Origin of the sequence: Paenibacillus canaveralius (assembly GCF_047238265.1) — a bacterium.
Lineage (GTDB): Bacteria > Bacillota > Bacilli > Paenibacillales > NBRC-103111 > Paenibacillus_F.
This window is the reverse complement of record NZ_JBDFMM010000001.1, coordinates 2133656-2151086: the sequence shown is the minus strand read 5'-3', so window position 1 is coordinate 2151086 and position 17431 is coordinate 2133656. Positions and strand designations below refer to the sequence as shown.

Sequence of the window (17431 nt, the reverse complement as noted above, 5' to 3'; positions counted from 1 at the left end):
TGAACGTCAAATAGTAGGAAGATTGATAGAAAGAGGCGTGATAAATGAAAGCAGTGCGTTGGATACTAACAGGAGCCGTCGTCGTCAGTCTTTGCTCCCCCCTGCAGGCTCAGGCGGCGGACAAAACCACGAAATACCGGGTTTACCAGAACAACAAAATCGTAACGGAGCTCTCCGACTACAGTCAGGCCGAGGCTTACGCCAAGCAGTTCAAAAATTCCCACGTCGAAGAAATCTCCACACGCAAGTGGCTTTGGAACAACTTTCCCCGCTATCAGGTGTTTCAATATGATTTCACACAACCTCAATGGACGTTTCCTACCCTGGACGCGGCCGTTGCCGAAGCTAAGCGCTGGGGACATGCGAGCGTAAGAGATTTGCAGAGCGGCGGCTGGGTTTGGAACAACTATCCCAGATACCGTGTTTATCAAGGGGACAGCACGCAGGCATCGTGGGATTTCACGACGCTGGCCGACGCGACCGCCGAAGGGCGTAAATGGAGACATGCCCACATTATCGATCTGAACACGAACAAATGGGTCTGGGACAATATCAGTGCCGCGGACAAAAGTTCGTTGCGCTCCGGAACGCCCATATACCGGGTCTATCAGGATACATATTCGGCGCCCGCCTGGAGCTTCGCTTATTTGGAAGACGCCGTGACCGAATCTCTCAAATGGGGAGGCTCCAAAGTCGTCAGAACGACCGACAATGCGGTTGTGCATACGAACGAGGCTTCCTACAAAGTGTATCAGAGCGACAATTTCCTGAGTGAATTCCAGTCGCTGGACGCGGCTGCGGCCTACGCTTCCCGCTGGGCACACAGCGAAATCTCCTACAACGGCAAAATTATATGGAGCAATTATCCGTATTATCAGGTTTTGCAGAACAATACGCTGATCGGAGATTTTAACACCATTCCCCAGGCGCTGGAGTACGCATCCAAATACTCGAACAGCACGATCCGCACCCTGGATCGTAATGTTATCTGGGATAATCTCCGCAAAATGCAGTACTGGGGCTGGACGGGCTCTTCCGCCGCATCGACCATCCAAGCGCAAGCATCCGGCACCGTCGGCCTTGATGTCGTATCGCCTACCTACTTCCAGCTTGCGGACGCGAGCGGCAAGGTCGACGATAAATCCGAAGCGGCTACGGTGGACTGGCTCAAAAAACAGGGATTTACCGTGTATCCCCTGATCAACAACCAGTTTAACGCGCAGATGACTTCGGAATTCCTGGCGAATCCCGCCGCTCAGACGGCCTTTATCCGCCAGATCGTCGATAAAGCCGCCGCTTTGAAAGTGGACGGGCTCAATCTCGACTTTGAGAGTCTGAACGCCAAAGACCGGGCGGGTTACACGGCTTTCGTCAAGCAGTTTGCGGATGCCGCCCACGCGAAAAAACTGAGCGTTTCGGTCGATCTGCCGCGCGGAAGCATCAAATGGAACGAGAAAACCGCGTATGACCATGAGAAGCTCGCTGCGTACGTGGATTACATCGCCATCATGGCCTACGACCAGTACTGGAAAGGCAGCACGGAGCCGGGGTCCGTATCCGGTCTTCCTTGGGCGGAGCAGGGCGTGATCGAATTCCTGAGCTATGGAATTCCGCGCGACAAGCTGATCATGGGCATCCCCTACTATGTCCGTGACTGGACCCTGGATGCCGCAGGCAAGCCTGTAGAGAACAAGGCGATCCTGCTCAAGGACATCCCCGCGCTCATCACGGCCAAGAAAGCCGTTAAAACGTGGGACAACGAGTTCAAGCAGTACCGGGTGGACTATACGGAAGACGGCAAAAAGCACGTGTTCTGGCTGGAAGACAACGACACGGTCAAGCAGCGCCTCGCTATCGCGCGCAAATACGACCTGGCCGGCGTCGCCGCCTGGCGTCTCGGCTACGATACCCCGCAGCTTTGGGAAATGATGCTGCGGGAGAAATAGAAAAAGCTGGCACCTTAAGGGGTGTCAGCTTTTTTTCCTAAATAAATGCGGAAATAGGTTTATAACGAATCGTCTTCTTGCAATAATTCATCAAGCACTTTATAAATGTCTCCCAAACGATCGGTATATGACGTTTCATTTTCAGACATATTAAATTCAACATCTGTTAAAATAGATTCCTTAATTTGAATAATACTCCTGTGGGTTCTCCAATAAACTCTAATTCGATCTTTATCAAGTACTTTTGCAAATTCCTCAATATTAGGGATAAGCTTCACTGAGTATCCAAATGTGTTTTGCAGATTGATAATTAAAAAATACAGAAAATAATCATAACCCTTTTCATACTTTTTTGGGTTAAAGCAAGTTTCAAAAAGATATTTATTAACACATTCCTTGATACCATGTTTATCTTTGTCATCTTCAATATCGTAATAGCCACAAGGAATACCACTACTATATATTGTGCTCCCCAATTGATAAATAATAAAATTTAATAATCCAGATTTTAAACCCACTAATCTTCTATTTAATTCGCTATTAGATATTTTCGATTTAATAAAGTCGTAAGAATTACCACAAATAGCTTCTGTTGAAAGTTCTAAAACTTCCTCGAAAATATTTTTATTTTTGTCAATGTATCTTTCTTTGAAAACCCCGAAGATATATTGAGAAATTTCACGCATTTCTCCGATAACTATGTCTCTCTCGTTTCCCTCAATAGGATTACTTTTTCCGCCATGTTTAGATAAAGCTCTTGACAAATTAAAAATATCCCCCCCTCTATCAGCGCAACAATATAGACGGAATGACAATAAATCATGGAGACCAAGGATACCTCGTTCTTTTTTTGCCATTCTCTCTAGAATTCCAATCTGCGAATACTGGTTTTCTCCAAAAATCCACTCTGCTATCTCAAGAACATTATCATTGCTATTATGCCAATGACTTCCATCCTCGTCGATCCAACCTACTTTATCTAATAACTTCACTATGAAAAAAATGAGAGTATGTCTCCGTAAACCAACATTAAAATTTTCGATTTTAAGTGCTGAATAATGTGGCAAGTTGTCTAAAAGATATAGAAGGATTTCTTTTGTTTTTTCTGATGTAAATTCATTATGAGGTGAATTTATCAAAACTCGCCAAATTTGTTCGTGGTTTTTCTCACCACCTGAAAATGAAAATTCTTCTCGCTTTAGAACCTCGCCGATATTCTTTTGATTCAAAATCTCATTTTTTATATTTACATAGAATCTATATTGCTCTGTGTGGATAGGACGGGACAATTTAATTATTAAATTCAAATATTGCTCAAGATTCCTACTATTTGATCCCCAATGCGATCCATTAAAACAAGCATATGAAGTTAATTGTTCCTGTGAAATATTACTTATCGCTTTCAATCTTTGATTTACATCAAAGATTTTATTTAGAATAAATTTTTGATTTTCAGTCAGGCTTTCTATATAGCAAGTATATTTCGTGGAATTTTTAAACGAATCTTCTTTAGCATGTGAATCAGTATCTATAGGATAATCATCATCATATTTAGTAATAAGTGAAAAAAATCCTCGTTTACCCTGTGCCTCAGTATTATATATTTTTCTGAATATATTGGGATAGTTAATGTAAATTATCAGCAAATGAATAAGATCATGTTTGTCTAGGTCAGTGTTTGAGAAATCTAACTGTTCAACTTCAAGTAAAAGAATTGTATTTACTAATCTTTTCAATTTTCTCGCATCACCTACAAAAGGAATGTACAAATAATATTCATTTGAATTAAATATATCTTTGAGTCCCTCAACTGCTTTTGATACCACTTCTGGATTGCTTAGTAGGTTTCTAGCCAAGGATTCATCTTTGTGTTCTGTAAAATAATTTAATAAAAGCTTATGATCTAAGTATAAACTCGTTTTTATATTGATGAATTTCTCCAAAAACTCAATAATTTTTTCGGTATCTAATTTTTGATGTTCAAGTGCTGTAATGTTCTCTGTATCGTAACAAAGCACATAAGATATATTAGGGAGGATAAAAGATTTTTTAATAACAAACAAGATTTCTTTTATACTTGAAAAATTTAAACGATCTAAGTCATCTACAACAATAACTATTTTTTTATCTATGCTTCTTAAGACACTTTCTAACTTTTCAAATGTTTTATCAATGGATGAGTTATCGAAAGGTACCCCAAATCTAATTCCGAAAAATGAAAAAGTTAACTTAGCATCATTCAGTAATTTTACATATTTTGAGATAAGTGATTCTAATTCGGGTACAAAAAAATTATCTTTGATTACTTTCAATAGACCATCCACAAATTTTTCCAATATGTTGTCACTGTTTTCAAACCTTAGTGGATCGAACGTATATACAATAATTTCATCTTTGTAGTTTTTGTTCCAATGTTCTTGACATAGATTCACAAAAGTAGATTTACCTGTTCCCCAGGGTGCATCAATTCCGAAAACTAAACTTTCAGATGAACCATTATTATGTACTCTGTCGGCAAACCTTTTTGCTGTTTCGAAAAATTCAAATGCGTCATCATTTACATTTTGTCCTTCTCTATCACTCATGAAACTCGAATCTTTATCAATCTTTTTTATCGTTTTAATTTGCAGACTTCTTAATGCTATAGCTGTAAAAAAAACAATTGGAAACAATAATAATACAAACATATGTAACCAAGAAAGAGAAGTTACCCATCTTCGAAAGAAATCTATCCATAAACCACCTAGTATAAACGTCGAAAAAGCACCTAAGGCAAAAACAATTAGAAGGTCAATTCTCCTGCTTTTTATAATGATCCTAGATTGCCGCCATACTTCTCTTCTAAAAAAAAAAGTGCCCGCTACTAGGAGATAAGAAGCGACAATAATCCAGAACCAGACCTCCTTTTGGTTTTCCACAGAAATATTTTTAAAACTTAGGAAAATTACTCTAATACCAAGTGCAATTTCCGCCAATAAAACCCCTAACAGAAATAATTTACATAGCAGGTAATAGTTTGTTTTAATTAATTCATATTTCTTGTTTATTTCCTCCATGTAATTCTCCCCTTATGAACAATATTTCCTTATTTCAAGCTTCACATTATTCTGATCCAGTCAATAAAAAATCTAATAAAGACTGGACTTTTTTACCATGTATAAAGTCAATAGGACAGTATAGCTCTAAGTCATAAACAGCAAAAATAAATTTAGGGATTGAAAAATGTAAAGGCCAAGGAGGCAATGCCGAATTTTGAATGGTCATCAAGAACCCATCAACAACTTGCATAAGTGCAATACCATGATTCTTTGCATAATCCATTGCTCCTTTTTGAAAACTAGAAGTCGAAATAAAGATACCTTTATTTGCTCCAATACTTCTGATCGTGTCATGTAATATTTGTATTTGTGATCGCTTTATCTTATTTTTGTATTTCTTGCATTCTACTACTGTTTTGTATTTCACACCGAGGACTTCAAATTCAATTAGTCCATCAAGCTGGTAGTGGCCATCACTTGCAAGGTATACATGATTATGTTTTATCATGCATTCACTCAAATTAGTTGTTAGGCTATTTAATAATTCAAGGCAATAAATTTCAAATTCTTCTGCCGACAAGTCAGTATTTATATTCTCAAGCAAATTCATATTCCCACTCACTCATTTCACCAGAGGCTATTTTCTGCTCAGCAATAATGCAAATAATTTCAGGAATATTGTAACATACAAAAAGAGACTTCTTGGGAGTTTTCTATAAATATTTCAAGTCTGAATATCTTCGGCTCCTTACCTTTCTAACGAAAGTCAACTGTTATATGCTGTAGAACAGACAACCATTTTTACAACCACGGCCACTAAATGTTTCATGTAAAACTAAACAGCCTTAGTGCGGTAGAATACCGGACTAAGGCTGTTTAAGAAGGCATTTAAAGTCTATCTGCTTGACAAGGTAAATTTCCGGTTGCAGCTTTTTTTGTTTTGTTACTTAATAGTTAGATGAAACATAATCTTTTTCACATTCTACCATATCAAACAACAGCGCTTAACCTTTAATCCCCAAAACCGCACCACTAATCAGACAACGTCGCCTGATACTGACTCCAAAGCGTATTCACGTCTGTCCCCGTAATCACTTTAAACTGATTTTCTTTCCAAAGCTGAATTCCATTGGCATTCCCGAGGAGGTTGTAAGGGATCGCAGCCGCATTAAGTTCACGGATGAAGCCGCGTTTTTTCGTATCTTCAATCCAGCGAAGGAAATTCGCGGTTCCTTTTGTCTGCCAGGTTCCACCCTTGGTCGCGCCGTAACGGTCGTGATAGCCTGTCTGGTAACGCAAGCTGTCGGCTATCGCTTCGACATCAAAGTTGCTGTACTGATAAACATGGCCTATTTCATGATAAAGAATGCCGATGATTTCTTCACGCAGTGATTTGGAAGGGCTGGCTACGAATTTTTTCAGATACTGGGAACTGAAGCCGACTGTCTTCTGCTCAGCGTTTCCTGATGTCCAAGCCACTCCGGGAACGTCCTCGATGGTCACCACGATTTTTTTGACGTCAACAGGGGCGTCTGCGGGATTGCTGTATAACAGCTCGTGTACTTTACGGGCGACGGCCAAGATTTCTTTCTCGGCATCGGGAAGGGCATTCGTGAATAAGCTGCCGCCACCTGTTGGATCCAGGTTCTTTACTTCGATAACCGGGTTGACGGCATGCCCGATATCATTCGTACGGGAAAACTCAACTTCACCCAATTGGATGGAGGTTCCGCTGTGATTTTTTATGTTGTTGAGCCTGTAATACCGGTAGGCCTTAGTATTGTTCGTCAAAAGATAATGCTTGCGCTGGTGCCGGACGTTGAAGTTCTCGCTGCTTTTCGTGTCTATTCCGGTCCAGGTCTTGTTGTCATTGGAGCCTTGGAGAACCCAGCTTTTGGGATCGCGTTCGGGTCTGTCATTAGCTGCCGTAAGCGCATAGCCATCGAGTGTCACCTGTTCGCCAAAGTCGAACTTAAGCCATGCGGTATCGTCTTTAATTAACCATTTGGTAACGCTTGTTCCATCCACCAGGTTCTCTTTGATGTTGGTAGGCGTATGTTCTCCGCTTGCCGTAACTGTGGGCTTGGTCGCACTCCATTTTTTTGCGCTGCCGTCGTAGATTTTGATTTCGGCCAGCTGCAGGATGCCGCTTCCGCTCTGATTGTTAAAATTATCGAATTTTACGTATTTATACGCAGTCGTATTGGTAAATGAATAAGTTTTCGTCTCATGCCGGGAAGAGAAACTCTGGTTTTGCCGTGTGTCCAGCGGAATCCAGTCCGATCCGTCGTTAGAGCCTTTTAACACCCAGCTTTTCGGGTCTCTGTCAGGTACGTCCTCGGCGGAAGTAATGGTGTAGGAGGTTACGGCTTTCGGAGCGGAAAATTCATATTGAAGCCAGGCCGGACTGCTGAATGTCAACCATTTCGAAAAAACATCCTGGTCAAACGCTTTGTCCTTCCCTTGGTGCGGCGCATACTCTCCGCTAGCCGTTACGTTGCCGCCTAAAGCCAAATTGGTCGGTATAGCGATCGAAGTCGGCTGTGCTGCTGCCGCAGATGAAAGGTTTACACTGCTTCCGAAGGCTATTCCTACTGCCGCCGCTAAAATAAGACCTTTGAATTTCCTCACGTTTTGTCCTCTCCTCTATCCTTTTATATGGTAATTACAGGTAAAATATACCATATTAGGATTGGAGCCTCAATTGACGAGAATTACGGAAATTTCTACAGGATCATAAAAGTGTTCATTTATCGCAGGAATCCATTTACACCGACGGTACATTCAAATGTAAACCTGAATAATTTATTCTCCGCTGTTCTCTAGCCGTCACCCTTCAAGCGGCTTGTTATATCCCTTGTCCCCGTAAGGCTCCAGTTTCTCCAGCCACCGCTTTTTCAACTGCTTCCGCTCCCAGCGCATGTCTGTAATCTCCGAAGCTTCTTTCTGCTCCAGCACCTCGAAGGCAAAGTTTTCAGCACCTAGTTCCTTCCAGTCTTTCTGAAGCTGTAAGTTGGCAAACCTGCCCATATCCAGTTGAGCCTGAATGGTAATCCATTTGTTTTTCAGATTGGGATAGGTGTCCACGTATATTTTACCGTTAGTTTTGTTGAGAATTTGAATAGCGCCCATATAGGTCTTCACCTGCTTATACTCTTCCAAAAGCTCTTTGCGCTTGTTTTTATCCATGTCTTTTTCTCCTTTCGCGTTTTACCGTCTGACAGCAGCAAGATTTACACATACCGGGCGATAATCCGGACCAGTTTAGCGGGCAAGTCCGCCAGATTCGTGATATCCAAAAATTTTTCGCTGCCATAAATTTGATGAATGACATCCTTGTCCTGGCCGATCGCGGCCGCAAGAAAAGTAACTCCTCTGCGTTCATATTCAGCCATGGTCTGCTGCATGTCCCGGATGGCATAGGCTCCGGTATAATCATCCATCGCTTTGGACTGCCCGTCGCTTATACTGATGAGCAGTTTCGTCTGCTGCGGGGAAGCGGCTAACCGGTCGGCTATTATTCGAAGCGCCATCCCGTCGCGGTTGTTGCTGCGGGCCCGGATTCCCGTCAGTCTGTACCGGTCGCCTGGATCAGTTTTGTCCGGATCCGCATAGGCGTAGACGGACATTTGCTCCAGTCTGGAAGCGTCCGCCGTATCCCCGTAGATCAAGACCGGAATATGACACAATTGACAAAATTCATAGACCGCTATCACCGCACGCTTGGCGGCTTCCAGTCTCCCGAAAGCGGACATCGATCCGGATTCATCGACCCTAAGACCGACGACAAGAGAAGGAGAATCCGCCGGCGGAATTTTTTTGGCGAAATTTCTGAAATCCCGGTACACCGTGCTGTCCGCCTGAAATTTGCTGCCGTAATATTGATGCCTCGCAAATTCCGAGGAAGTTTCGTGCTCCAGCAGCGGAAGTGTTTTCCGGGCGATTTCCCGTACGATGGGCATGAGCTCCGCACTTAACCGCGCATATTCCGCTTGGGAACCGGCATCGTAATCCGGGCGGTGAACGATAAGCTTCACCTTGCCGTGAATGGAGCCGGACACAACCTCCCTGGCGTCGCGGTTAAGTTTTTGGCGAAAATCCCGCTCCTTCTGCTTGGCCTGGTCCGTCATCGGCTCAGGATGAGCCTGATGATACTTCGGAGCCCCGTCCTCTTCCCGGTCTGAGCTTTCCCCACCGGTTGAGTCATCCGAAACCTCGGATGTATTTTCGTCACTATCGGGGGATTTCTTTAAAGCGATCCCTTGGGCATCCTGCTCATTCTCCTGTTCAACATCCGGGAACTCGGTGGACCCGCCTGTTTTCAGCTCCGCCTCATCCGTTATTCTTTTTTTTTTGCTTCGGCATCGATCTCGTCCAGCCCGTCCAGCAGCCCCCGGCTTTTTAACGCTTCTTCCAACAGGGAGATCTCTTCGGGGTCGGTCGTTATTTTGTAGATGACTTTGTGGTAAAGGGATTGTTTAGCCGAAGCGCCGCCGGCCACGGCATCCGCCCAATAGAAGAAGGAGCGCATGCCCGCTACGCCCTTAATCGCGTTGGCCCGTGCGGTTTTATCCAGCACAATAATGATCTCCGCTAACCTATTCAGCGTCTTTTCATTGCGGAAGCCGGTTTTGGACATGGCCCGTTCTACCATAACTTCTATGGCCGGCAGGTCCATTTTTTCCGTATGCTGAACTCTGTCGCGCAGGGCCTCGTTTAACGGACGGGTTCCCGCATAACTGCGGTTCGTCGTGATGACCGCGATGAAATCCGGATGTCTGCGAATGATCTCCGTTGGGAGGTTCATACTGCCATCCGGCTCCAAAGCGGAGTTGAGCGCCATGAGCACCGCGGCATCCCGGATCACGGTCGGTTCCTGAATTTCGAGAAGATATCCGTTTCGATAAGCCCTGACGATTTCGGAGGGGTAAAAACGGTACTCCACCGTGTTGTCGGGAGAATTTTGCCGGATTTTGTCCAGCAGCTGTTTCAGCTTTAAGGCAGCCTCCTCTCGGGTAACTTCCAGCACGTTCATCACGACTTCAGCCGCGCTTTGAAATCCGTCGCTTTCATACAATGCTTTCAAAACGGTTTGCTCCGCGGATTCCATCTTCCCCAGCCGTTCGGGCGCAATGACGGGCAAAATAGCCCCGATAATATCGGTTTTGTCCATATCGGAGAAGCAGGTCACTTTCGTATAAGGCAGCCCCAAATCAGCCGATAAGGCTTTGGCAAGCTGCGTCTTTCCGGATCCGGCGTCGCCCTCAAGCAAAATAGTGGCGATTTTCATTTCTCCGCGGTTCCAGTTGCGTTTGATTTCTTTGCAAATCCGGATTTCCTCTTCGCTGACCTTGTGAGAGGCCGGTTTTTTCCAAACCAGTGCTTCTTCCGCATCCGTCAGTTTCCTGTCGGGAGACACGTAATAATCCTGGTTGACGTTCATTTCTTTTCACCTCTTTAAAAAGGGTCAATACCCCATTTCCTCCAGCAGCCGGGATAACACGCGAAGCCGCTCCCCGATCATTTCGCCATCCTCGCTAAGAGCCTGGGCAAACAGCTTGATGTCTTGATCCAGCATGGGATTGTCTTCGCAAACGGATACACTCATCGCATCCCCCTGCAGACCGATCCGGTCAATCACAGGGTTCTCGGGATCATACATTTTCGGAAAGCGGTAGGCGTCCTGAAAATATAAGCTGCTTCTGCAAATCAAAATGGCGAGATCAAGCACGCGGTGCATGGGCAGCTCTTCGGATTGCCTGGACCACTTCTCACCCGTATGTCTCCATACTTTGGCCGATATATCGACTTTGCCTCTATCGTTCCACTGAGCCAGTCCCAGAGACAGCCCTTTGGCGTCCGTGTTGCGGGCGAGCCGTCCATCCACCTGCTCGTAATTTTCTGACACGATGACCGGTTTATGTTTTAACGTTGTCGGTATTTTCAAAATAAACACGCTCCATTCGGATTTTACTAATTTACTAAATTACTGATTTACTAAATCTAAAGTTATCTTACTCTTTGTTCCAGCGAATGTCAATCCGGTTATTCGTTCACAAACAAAAGGCCGGCAAACCAGTCGGTTCAGCGGCCCGTATAAAGTGGATTAAGTTGAAGGGGAGGATTTAGTGCTACTCCTGAATATTAGTTTTGTAAATTGCAGCGCAAAATAAAAAATCATGGAAGCAACTAACCCAAGCTTTAGAACAAATTCCTCCAAAAATCCTAAATAAATGTTATACACCAATGAAATCAAAGTACCTGTAATTAAAAACAGAATGAGTAAAGCTAGCTTTCTCTTATATTCTTTCAGAAATAAACGTTGGCTCATTTTGTCCAATACAAAAGAAACAGGAGTGCCGATCAACAAAATTAAAGGAGTGCCGTAAAAACCGAATAAGATTAATAGAGTTGGAAAATCAAGTAACATCTTGTCTAGAAAGTATGCACTCATGGAAAAAATAAAAAGTATGGATGTTATTAGAGCAGCCATTACATATTTGATCATTATTACTCCTTTCAAATTACTATCTTATTAGTCTTCCTTACAAAAACGCTCCGAAGTAGTACTCCAGCGCTTCCCGTGAATAACCGTCATCCCCCTGCCAGCCCGCCACGGAGTTAAAATCATGATCCCCGCCCCGGCGCCTGCGGGGTGTGTCCCCTTCTACCAGCAATCCGGCATATCCCCATATTTCCATGACCACATCCCGTTCATTCTTGCTCGAAGGGAGGACATCTTTCCAGCGTTTTTCCAGCTTCCGGGCACTATCATGAGCTTCACATTCCTGAATCGCTCCCGTCATTCCGTGTAGAATGGCCACATCCTCCGGCGTTACGTCGAAGGCTTCCTCTTTGCTGAACAATTCGAGATCCAGCCAGCAGTAAAGAAGCCAGTTCAGACGAATGCCTCCCCATTTGATCCGCTCGAAATTCAGTACGTTCAGATCCGCATGGACATATTCGCGGTCCGACATGATCCCCCGATAATTACAGTCCCCGCAGCTGTTGTAATTGGGCCGCACTGCGCTGCGCTCTCCATACGTATGCAGAGGGAGCCCGGCTGTTAACGCCCAACTGGAAAGCGCGCTTCGCAGATGGACCTTTTTAGTGGAAAGACTATGCAGAAAAGCGGCGGCCACTCGTTCTTTCGTAACGGTTTGATGAAGGTCGTGAAGGCGCTTGATCAGCTCATCATGCTTAACCGTAAGAGGATCAAACATAAGTCCCTTGCTTTTGGCATATTCGAAATCATCGCCGGCATAAACTTCCGGCTTGTTTTTCCAACCGGCGGCAGACCAGAAAGTGGCTGCCAATATTTTTTTCGCTTTTTTATCCACACGATTCACGTCCTTTTATCCGCATCGCCACCCTATCGGCCGCTTGCAATCTGTCATCGTTTATGGAAGTTTTTTTGTCAGGATAATTTCCATAGGTTCATTATCGAGCAGCAGACATCCCGCGTCCCGGTACCCCAGCTTCCTGTAAAAATGCTGTGCTTCTTCATTGGCCAAGGTAGAGGTCATCACCAGCTTGAATCCGCGATTAGTCATTTCTTTTTCCCAGAAAAGAACAACTTCCTTACCGAAACCTTTGTCCCGATACGGTTCGTCAATCCAGAGCATGTTCATAAACGGGGTGTTATCCCAAAAATAGCCGTATCTCATCCAGCCGATGTTAACATTCTCCTCACTGCGCAGCAGGTAAATTTCCTTTTCCCGGATTTTGGGCAGGATCAGATTTTCTTGAATATGAGGGTGGCGATCACGTATGTACTCAAAATCCGCGGCGTCTGCCGAAACAATTTGCATGGTGTTCTCCTTTTAATAGATTATACTTTACTTATCATATACCATTCGAGTGTGAAAGAAAGAGGTGCAGCCTATGGAAAACCAATCAGTGAAAAAAATCGAGCAGCACTATGGAATCGTCTTCCCTTCCGATTATTTGAACTTTCTGCAAAACGTACAGAAGCGGGGATATAACTTCGTTGAAAACGGAGATTTTACCGATTGGGAAGTCCGATTTTCCGAACTCGATGAACGCTTCATCCAAACAAACCGAGACCTTACGGATGAAGTGAATCCCGATCCCAAACGGCTCATTCCTTTTGCGTGGAGCGTAAGCAGCGGCAACAACTACTTGTTCGATTACCGCACGAACCCCTCTTCCCCTGCCGTTGTTCTCATGGATCACGATGAAGCGATGGTGCGGGAGGACGCGGAAAGCGAGTCGGAAACGCCCGAAGAGGCGCAAGAGCTGATGGAGCAGAACGTAAGGGAGATAGCCGGCAGTTTTGCCGAATTCGCTTCCCGGCTGCAAGCCTATACAGCCACAGCCGATTAACTGTATTTCGAGGCAGCCGCAAACGATTCCAAGCGTAGAGGATACCTGTCCGGACGTTTTTTCATCATCAGGACACCCTGCAAGGGAAAGAGTCCGTTCGTTATGTAATCAAGAGACACCTAAAAGGCGGTCCTCCTCTGTAAAAAGGAGACCGCCTTTTCCGTTTTTCATGTCGGGATTATCTCCGAAAAACGATTCACTTCTATTCATCCCAGACATTTATTTCGGCTGCAGCAGGCTGTCCATTACAAAATCCAGCTGCTTGTCCAGCGAATAAATGTCATTGTAGTACGACAAACCGAAACTGATCTCGAACAGCCGCCCTTCCTTCACTGCGGGAATTTGTTTCCAGGCGGGATTTTGGGACAAATCCACCATCCCTTCGTACGCCGAACGGAACACATAGTCGCCCGAGTATTGATGGAGCACTTCCAACGAGACGTTCTTCGAGCTCCCCGCTTTGCTCCCGGCATCGATATCTTTTTGAAGGACAGCAGGCGCTTTCATGCCTAAATATTCATAGATGACCTGGGAACCGCGGCCGTAGTTCCGTGATGAGACGACAGCCATGCTGCCTTTCCCGCCCTCCATGATGGTAACGGTCTTCTCATAAATCCCCGCCTGCTTCAGCTTTTGCTTGCTTTGTTCCACCTTCTTGTGGAAGTCGGCCAGCAGTTTGGCGGATTCCTTCTCCTTGCCGAGCGCTTCAGCAAGCTTATTCAACCGTTCTTCCATCGTCATCTGTTCATAAGGAATGTAGACGGTAGGCGCGATTTTGTTCAGCATTCCGTAAGTCTCTTCCGAAGGGACGATAATCAGGTCGGGTTCCAGGGCAAGCACGGCTTCCGCACTTGGTTTGAACCATTCGCCGAGCGCCTGGACCCCCGACAGCTCCTTCTCAAACGCCGCTCCTTTGTACATGTCCGATATCCCCACAGGCATCACATCGAAAGCCAGCACATCGCCCAATAAATACAAAACGACGACCCGTTTCGGATTCACGGGAATTTCGACGTCGCCTTTGGCGGTAGAAATGATCTTAGTCGCGGGATTGCTTGCCGCAGCCTGATTGCTCCCGGTGGCGGCAGTAGAAGCCGGACTGGTCGAAGGAAGCGAATTGCTGTTCGCGGAACCGCTCGTCTTTCCCGCCGAACACGCACTGAGCAGGATCATCAAACATAGCAGCAATGTGATTGCCGCGGAAGGTTTTCTGCTGTATAACATGGGGAAGTTTAGCTCCTTTTTATATTGAGAATGATTATCATATTCAATATAAAACAGCGTATCTTTTCCCGCAATGTCAAATACGGCCGTATCGGATGGCAAATCAGGACAGCTTCCCCCGTTTCTTTTTTCTGTACGGTAGCGAATCGGCGCAATTCCTGTCTGTTTTTTGAACATTTTAGCCATCGAATAACTGTCGGGATAGCCGATGCTTTCGGCAATCTCCTGCAATGTCATCTCCGTAGTCACCAGCATTTCCTTCGCCTTCTTCATGCGAAGCCGAACCATATAGTCAATCGGGCTCTTACCGGTTTTGCGCTTGAACAGTCTGCTTAAATGCCGGGGGCTGCTGTCCAGCAGTTCCGCTAATCTCTCCAGGGTAGCAGGTTCCGTATAATTCTCTTCCAGATAGCGGCGGGCTTGCTCCGCGACATCGGCTTTTACCGCCGGAATTCGGCGGGCTTGAATCTGGGCCAGCAGTTCGTGCACGAACTGATAAAACAACGCTTTTACGTGAAGCCGCTCCAGATGCCCCTGTATCACCCATTCCTTATGCATAAGCTGTATGGTGTTCAACAGAGAAAGCGGTTGATAAGGAGCACAGCTATACTGCAGCTGAAACGGATTGCAGCCATTCATCATTTCGGCCGCTTCCTTCCGTAAAGGGACAGGGAAATACGCTTTGTAATACAGCAGATAATAGCTGAATTTATTTTCAGCCGCATAAATGTCTACACGACTGCCTTTCCCCCCGTGCAAAACATGAAAACCGCTTATGTGTAAAAGCTCACCATCCATTCGTACATACCCTGTTCCGCTTATCGTGTACATGAAACAACTGGCCGGCAAAATCAACGAGGAGATCTCCCCCGCCGCAACCGACGCTATAAAGCGGACGTCTAAAATTTTAACGGAAGTCTGATTCCAAAAAAATAAGTGGTCGTCTACCCGCATCGATTTATCACCCCCTGGAACAAATGCTGGTTTATTTGTCCGTTTATTATAATTGATAATGGTTATCATTATCAATTATACATTTTTAGCAGGACTCGAAAATCCGGGAGCTTCCGCTAAAGATTTGGCAAATGAGGAAATCAAATGGCCCGACTTTTTGTATATGCCGGACAAAAAAGCACGCTCCTTCCTCCATTGAGGAAATTTGCGTGCTTTTGTCTGCTCACCGAGAAGGTAACTGCGGGAGTCTCGTATAAATTATTTGTTTCACCATTACTGCCTATGAGGATACGTACGCCAGGTATGCTGCCGCTTCGTCGTAAATATCGTATCCGTCGCCGCGGGTCACAATCATCCCGCTTCTGTTGGAGGAAGGTATCCTGCTGCCATCTATCACCTCATGCGCTGCCCATTTCTTTTCTCTTGCGGCGATCAACCAGGAAGGGGCATGGATCACTACGATAGTTCCCGGAACGTCAGCACTCGCCGAAAGCAGGGAGTCAATCTTTTTAAACGCAGGGTCTTTGTAATCCATGAATAAAATCCTCATCCCCTCTCCTTGTGTTCTAGAAAGTCGTTTGATCTCTTCGATCCTTGCAGTTACTTCTTTATGCTTTTTACGCTTGTGAAGAAACAAAAACAGGATGCCAACAAGAAACCACACCAGATTACCTAGGAACAGAAGATTGCCCACTGCGCTTCCTCCTCTTCCTATCGGTCCACTCAGATTGAATGAGTCCGATCGATATCGACAAAGCCATTACGAAAAGAAGCGAGTTGATCATGGCGTCTCTATCCTGCTCGGGAGCGGGCAGCAGCATATCCACTGCCAACAAACTTATAAGAATGGCGTTGCGGTACACGGGAGAACGATTCAGAAACGCGATATCTCCGTAACAGGCGCAAGCGTCGACACCCGTGAGTTTTGTTTTCCGCCATGAAAAGTAGGCGAACGCCCCCAGCAGAATGATGGCGGCAGGCTCCTTCCAACCTTCGAACAGCCCGCAGGCAAACGTAATAAACAAGGCGCATTCTAAAGAAAGTACGGCAAAAGCCGCTGCCGGAACGAGAGGGCGGGGCAGGCTGCCATAGGAATACAATTCGATCCGAAAATTGCGAAATCTCATGGCTTTTATGTAAAACGGCAGAAAAAAAAGAACCGACATAGTCATATCCAGAATATAGCCAACCCACTGAATCATAAAACCATCACTCTTTTCTCGTTGTCCCTTGGCCGAACTAAATAGTCAAGAGACTTTGCATTCTTGCAGACGAATCGTTAACGGGTACCAGGCCGCTTCTTCTCCGTTTACCATACACCGGATATAAATAATGCCCGGGTCCGTCACGATCAAATTCAGTGATAAATCCTGATCAACACCGGGAACTTGATCCTCGGCTCTGTAATTACGCAGAACGGTAGCCGGTGTACGGTCAATAATTTCGCCCGAAGAGTTTGTAATGATCAAAGCGGTATCGACAAATTCATGACGCGGCAGATCAAACAATTTGATCAGGACATGCAGTTCTACCACATACGGCAGCGCCGGAATCGATACCTGATTCAACACGGTGCCTAAAGCATGGCCTCCCAGCGAGGCATTATTCGTAATCTGATCGCAGACGAGCAATTGAGCGTTCAATACAAGACACCCCTTTGAAAATGGAATAAAAGAGAAGGGACTATCGCCCTTCTCCTTTGTAGTGCTTAGTAGCAGCAGCCGGCGTTGAAAGTGCAAACGATTACTCTGTTGGCAGCATCATTACAGGCAACAGTTTTAGTGGAAGTCAAAATTTTAGGGTATGAAGTACCGTTGGATGTGCAGTTGCCGATCAGGCAGGCTCTTGACTCACTCAAAACTGTTCCTTGCGGACATTCACAAGCCATCTTATTCACCTCCTTTCAATTAGAAAGTTGTATCG

Annotated in this window: 16 protein-coding genes; 2 read left to right on the top strand and 14 right to left on the bottom strand. The window is 45.3% G+C overall.

The features are described from left to right. Nucleotides 1-44: 44 nt before the first annotated feature. Complete coding sequence (locus ABC395_RS10160) at nucleotides 45-1946, top strand: glycosyl hydrolase family 18 protein (RefSeq protein WP_413002700.1); 1902 nt, start codon at nucleotides 45-47, stop codon at nucleotides 1944-1946. A gap of 59 nt (nucleotides 1947-2005) precedes the next feature. Here the strand turns inward: ABC395_RS10160 and ABC395_RS10155 are convergent, their stop codons facing one another. The 10 genes from ABC395_RS10155 to ABC395_RS10110 all read right to left on the bottom strand — a co-directional run bounded on the left by ABC395_RS10155 (nucleotide 2006) and on the right by ABC395_RS10110 (nucleotide 12795). Further along, on the bottom strand, nucleotides 2006-5002 hold the full coding sequence (locus ABC395_RS10155; protein ID WP_413002699.1) for a KAP family P-loop NTPase fold protein: 2997 nt from the start codon (nucleotides 5000-5002) through the stop codon (nucleotides 2006-2008). A 46-nt stretch (nucleotides 5003-5048) separates the two neighbouring features. Beyond that, on the bottom strand, nucleotides 5049-5594 hold the full coding sequence (locus tag ABC395_RS10150; RefSeq protein WP_413002697.1) for a restriction endonuclease: 546 nt from the start codon (nucleotides 5592-5594) through the stop codon (nucleotides 5049-5051). 422 nt (nucleotides 5595-6016) lie between these two features. After that, entirely contained in the window at nucleotides 6017-7615 is a 1599-nt protein-coding gene (locus ABC395_RS10145; RefSeq protein ID WP_413002695.1) for a basic secretory protein-like protein, read from the bottom strand. Nucleotides 7616-7813: 198 nt separating this feature from the next. Next, on the bottom strand, nucleotides 7814-8173 hold the full coding sequence (locus ABC395_RS10140) for a GIY-YIG nuclease family protein (RefSeq protein ID WP_413002694.1): 360 nt from the start codon (nucleotides 8171-8173) through the stop codon (nucleotides 7814-7816). A gap of 44 nt (nucleotides 8174-8217) precedes the next feature. Continuing rightward, a complete protein-coding gene (locus tag ABC395_RS10135; protein ID WP_413002692.1) occupies nucleotides 8218-9114 on the bottom strand; it encodes a vWA domain-containing protein in 897 nt (298 codons plus the stop codon). Nucleotides 9115-9323: 209 nt separating this feature from the next. Then, nucleotides 9324-10427 carry an AAA family ATPase gene (locus ABC395_RS10130; RefSeq protein WP_413002690.1) on the bottom strand — a complete coding sequence of 368 codons (1104 nt, stop codon included), beginning with the start codon at nucleotides 10425-10427 and terminating at the stop codon, nucleotides 9324-9326. Between the two features lie 24 nt (nucleotides 10428-10451). Continuing rightward, nucleotides 10452-10931: a DUF6530 family protein gene (locus ABC395_RS10125; protein ID WP_413002688.1), complete on the bottom strand. Its 480-nt coding sequence runs from the start codon at nucleotides 10929-10931 to the stop codon at nucleotides 10452-10454. A gap of 159 nt (nucleotides 10932-11090) precedes the next feature. Then, nucleotides 11091-11492, bottom strand: coding sequence for a hypothetical protein (locus ABC395_RS10120; protein ID WP_413002686.1), 402 nt, complete (start codon nucleotides 11490-11492; stop codon nucleotides 11091-11093). 37 nt (nucleotides 11493-11529) lie between these two features. After that, the gene (locus ABC395_RS10115; RefSeq protein ID WP_413002684.1) at nucleotides 11530-12324 is read right to left on the bottom strand and encodes a hypothetical protein; all 795 of its coding nucleotides are present in this window, start codon (nucleotides 12322-12324) and stop codon (nucleotides 11530-11532) included. A gap of 60 nt (nucleotides 12325-12384) precedes the next feature. Then, a complete protein-coding gene (locus ABC395_RS10110) occupies nucleotides 12385-12795 on the bottom strand; it encodes a GNAT family N-acetyltransferase (RefSeq protein WP_413002682.1) in 411 nt (136 codons plus the stop codon). A 73-nt stretch (nucleotides 12796-12868) separates the two neighbouring features. On the opposite strand from ABC395_RS10110, the gene ABC395_RS10105 reads away from it, so the two are divergent. Continuing rightward, the gene (locus tag ABC395_RS10105) at nucleotides 12869-13330 is read left to right on the top strand and encodes an SMI1/KNR4 family protein (RefSeq protein ID WP_413002680.1); all 462 of its coding nucleotides are present in this window, start codon (nucleotides 12869-12871) and stop codon (nucleotides 13328-13330) included. A gap of 219 nt (nucleotides 13331-13549) precedes the next feature. Here the strand turns inward: ABC395_RS10105 and ABC395_RS10100 are convergent, their stop codons facing one another. From ABC395_RS10100 to ABC395_RS10085, 4 genes are all read right to left on the bottom strand, one after another. Further along, nucleotides 13550-15352 carry a helix-turn-helix domain-containing protein gene (locus ABC395_RS10100; protein ID WP_413002678.1) on the bottom strand — a complete coding sequence of 601 codons (1803 nt, stop codon included), beginning with the start codon at nucleotides 15350-15352 and terminating at the stop codon, nucleotides 13550-13552. 436 nt (nucleotides 15353-15788) lie between these two features. Next, nucleotides 15789-16202, bottom strand: coding sequence for a hypothetical protein (locus tag ABC395_RS10095; protein WP_413002677.1), 414 nt, complete (start codon nucleotides 16200-16202; stop codon nucleotides 15789-15791). Beyond that, the gene (locus ABC395_RS10090) at nucleotides 16177-16710 is read right to left on the bottom strand and encodes a MauE/DoxX family redox-associated membrane protein (protein ID WP_413002675.1); all 534 of its coding nucleotides are present in this window, start codon (nucleotides 16708-16710) and stop codon (nucleotides 16177-16179) included. The genes ABC395_RS10095 and ABC395_RS10090 overlap by 26 nt, the downstream gene beginning before the upstream one ends. Before the next feature lie 45 nt (nucleotides 16711-16755). Continuing rightward, complete coding sequence (locus tag ABC395_RS10085) at nucleotides 16756-17151, bottom strand: hypothetical protein (protein WP_413002673.1); 396 nt, start codon at nucleotides 17149-17151, stop codon at nucleotides 16756-16758. Between the last annotated feature and the right edge of the window lie 280 nt (nucleotides 17152-17431).

Coding starts and splice junctions, on each gene's coding strand:
- ABC395_RS10100 (WP_413002678.1), bottom strand. CDS start 15,352: ATGGATGGTGAGCTTTTACACATAAGCGGTTTTCATGTTTTGCACGGG.
- ABC395_RS10130 (WP_413002690.1), bottom strand. CDS start 10,427: ATGAACGTCAACCAGGATTATTACGTGTCTCCCGACAGGAAACTGACG.
- ABC395_RS10105 (WP_413002680.1), top strand. CDS start 12,869: ATGGAAAACCAATCAGTGAAAAAAATCGAGCAGCACTATGGAATCGTC.
- ABC395_RS10120 (WP_413002686.1), bottom strand. CDS start 11,492: ATGATCAAATATGTAATGGCTGCTCTAATAACATCCATACTTTTTATT.
- ABC395_RS10090 (WP_413002675.1), bottom strand. CDS start 16,710: ATGATTCAGTGGGTTGGCTATATTCTGGATATGACTATGTCGGTTCTT.
- ABC395_RS10135 (WP_413002692.1), bottom strand. CDS start 9,114: ATGACGGACCAGGCCAAGCAGAAGGAGCGGGATTTTCGCCAAAAACTT.
- ABC395_RS10160 (WP_413002700.1), top strand. CDS start 45: ATGAAAGCAGTGCGTTGGATACTAACAGGAGCCGTCGTCGTCAGTCTT.
- ABC395_RS10155 (WP_413002699.1), bottom strand. CDS start 5,002: ATGGAGGAAATAAACAAGAAATATGAATTAATTAAAACAAACTATTAC.
- ABC395_RS10150 (WP_413002697.1), bottom strand. CDS start 5,594: ATGAATTTGCTTGAGAATATAAATACTGACTTGTCGGCAGAAGAATTT.
- ABC395_RS10110 (WP_413002682.1), bottom strand. CDS start 12,795: ATGCAAATTGTTTCGGCAGACGCCGCGGATTTTGAGTACATACGTGAT.
- ABC395_RS10140 (WP_413002694.1), bottom strand. CDS start 8,173: ATGGATAAAAACAAGCGCAAAGAGCTTTTGGAAGAGTATAAGCAGGTG.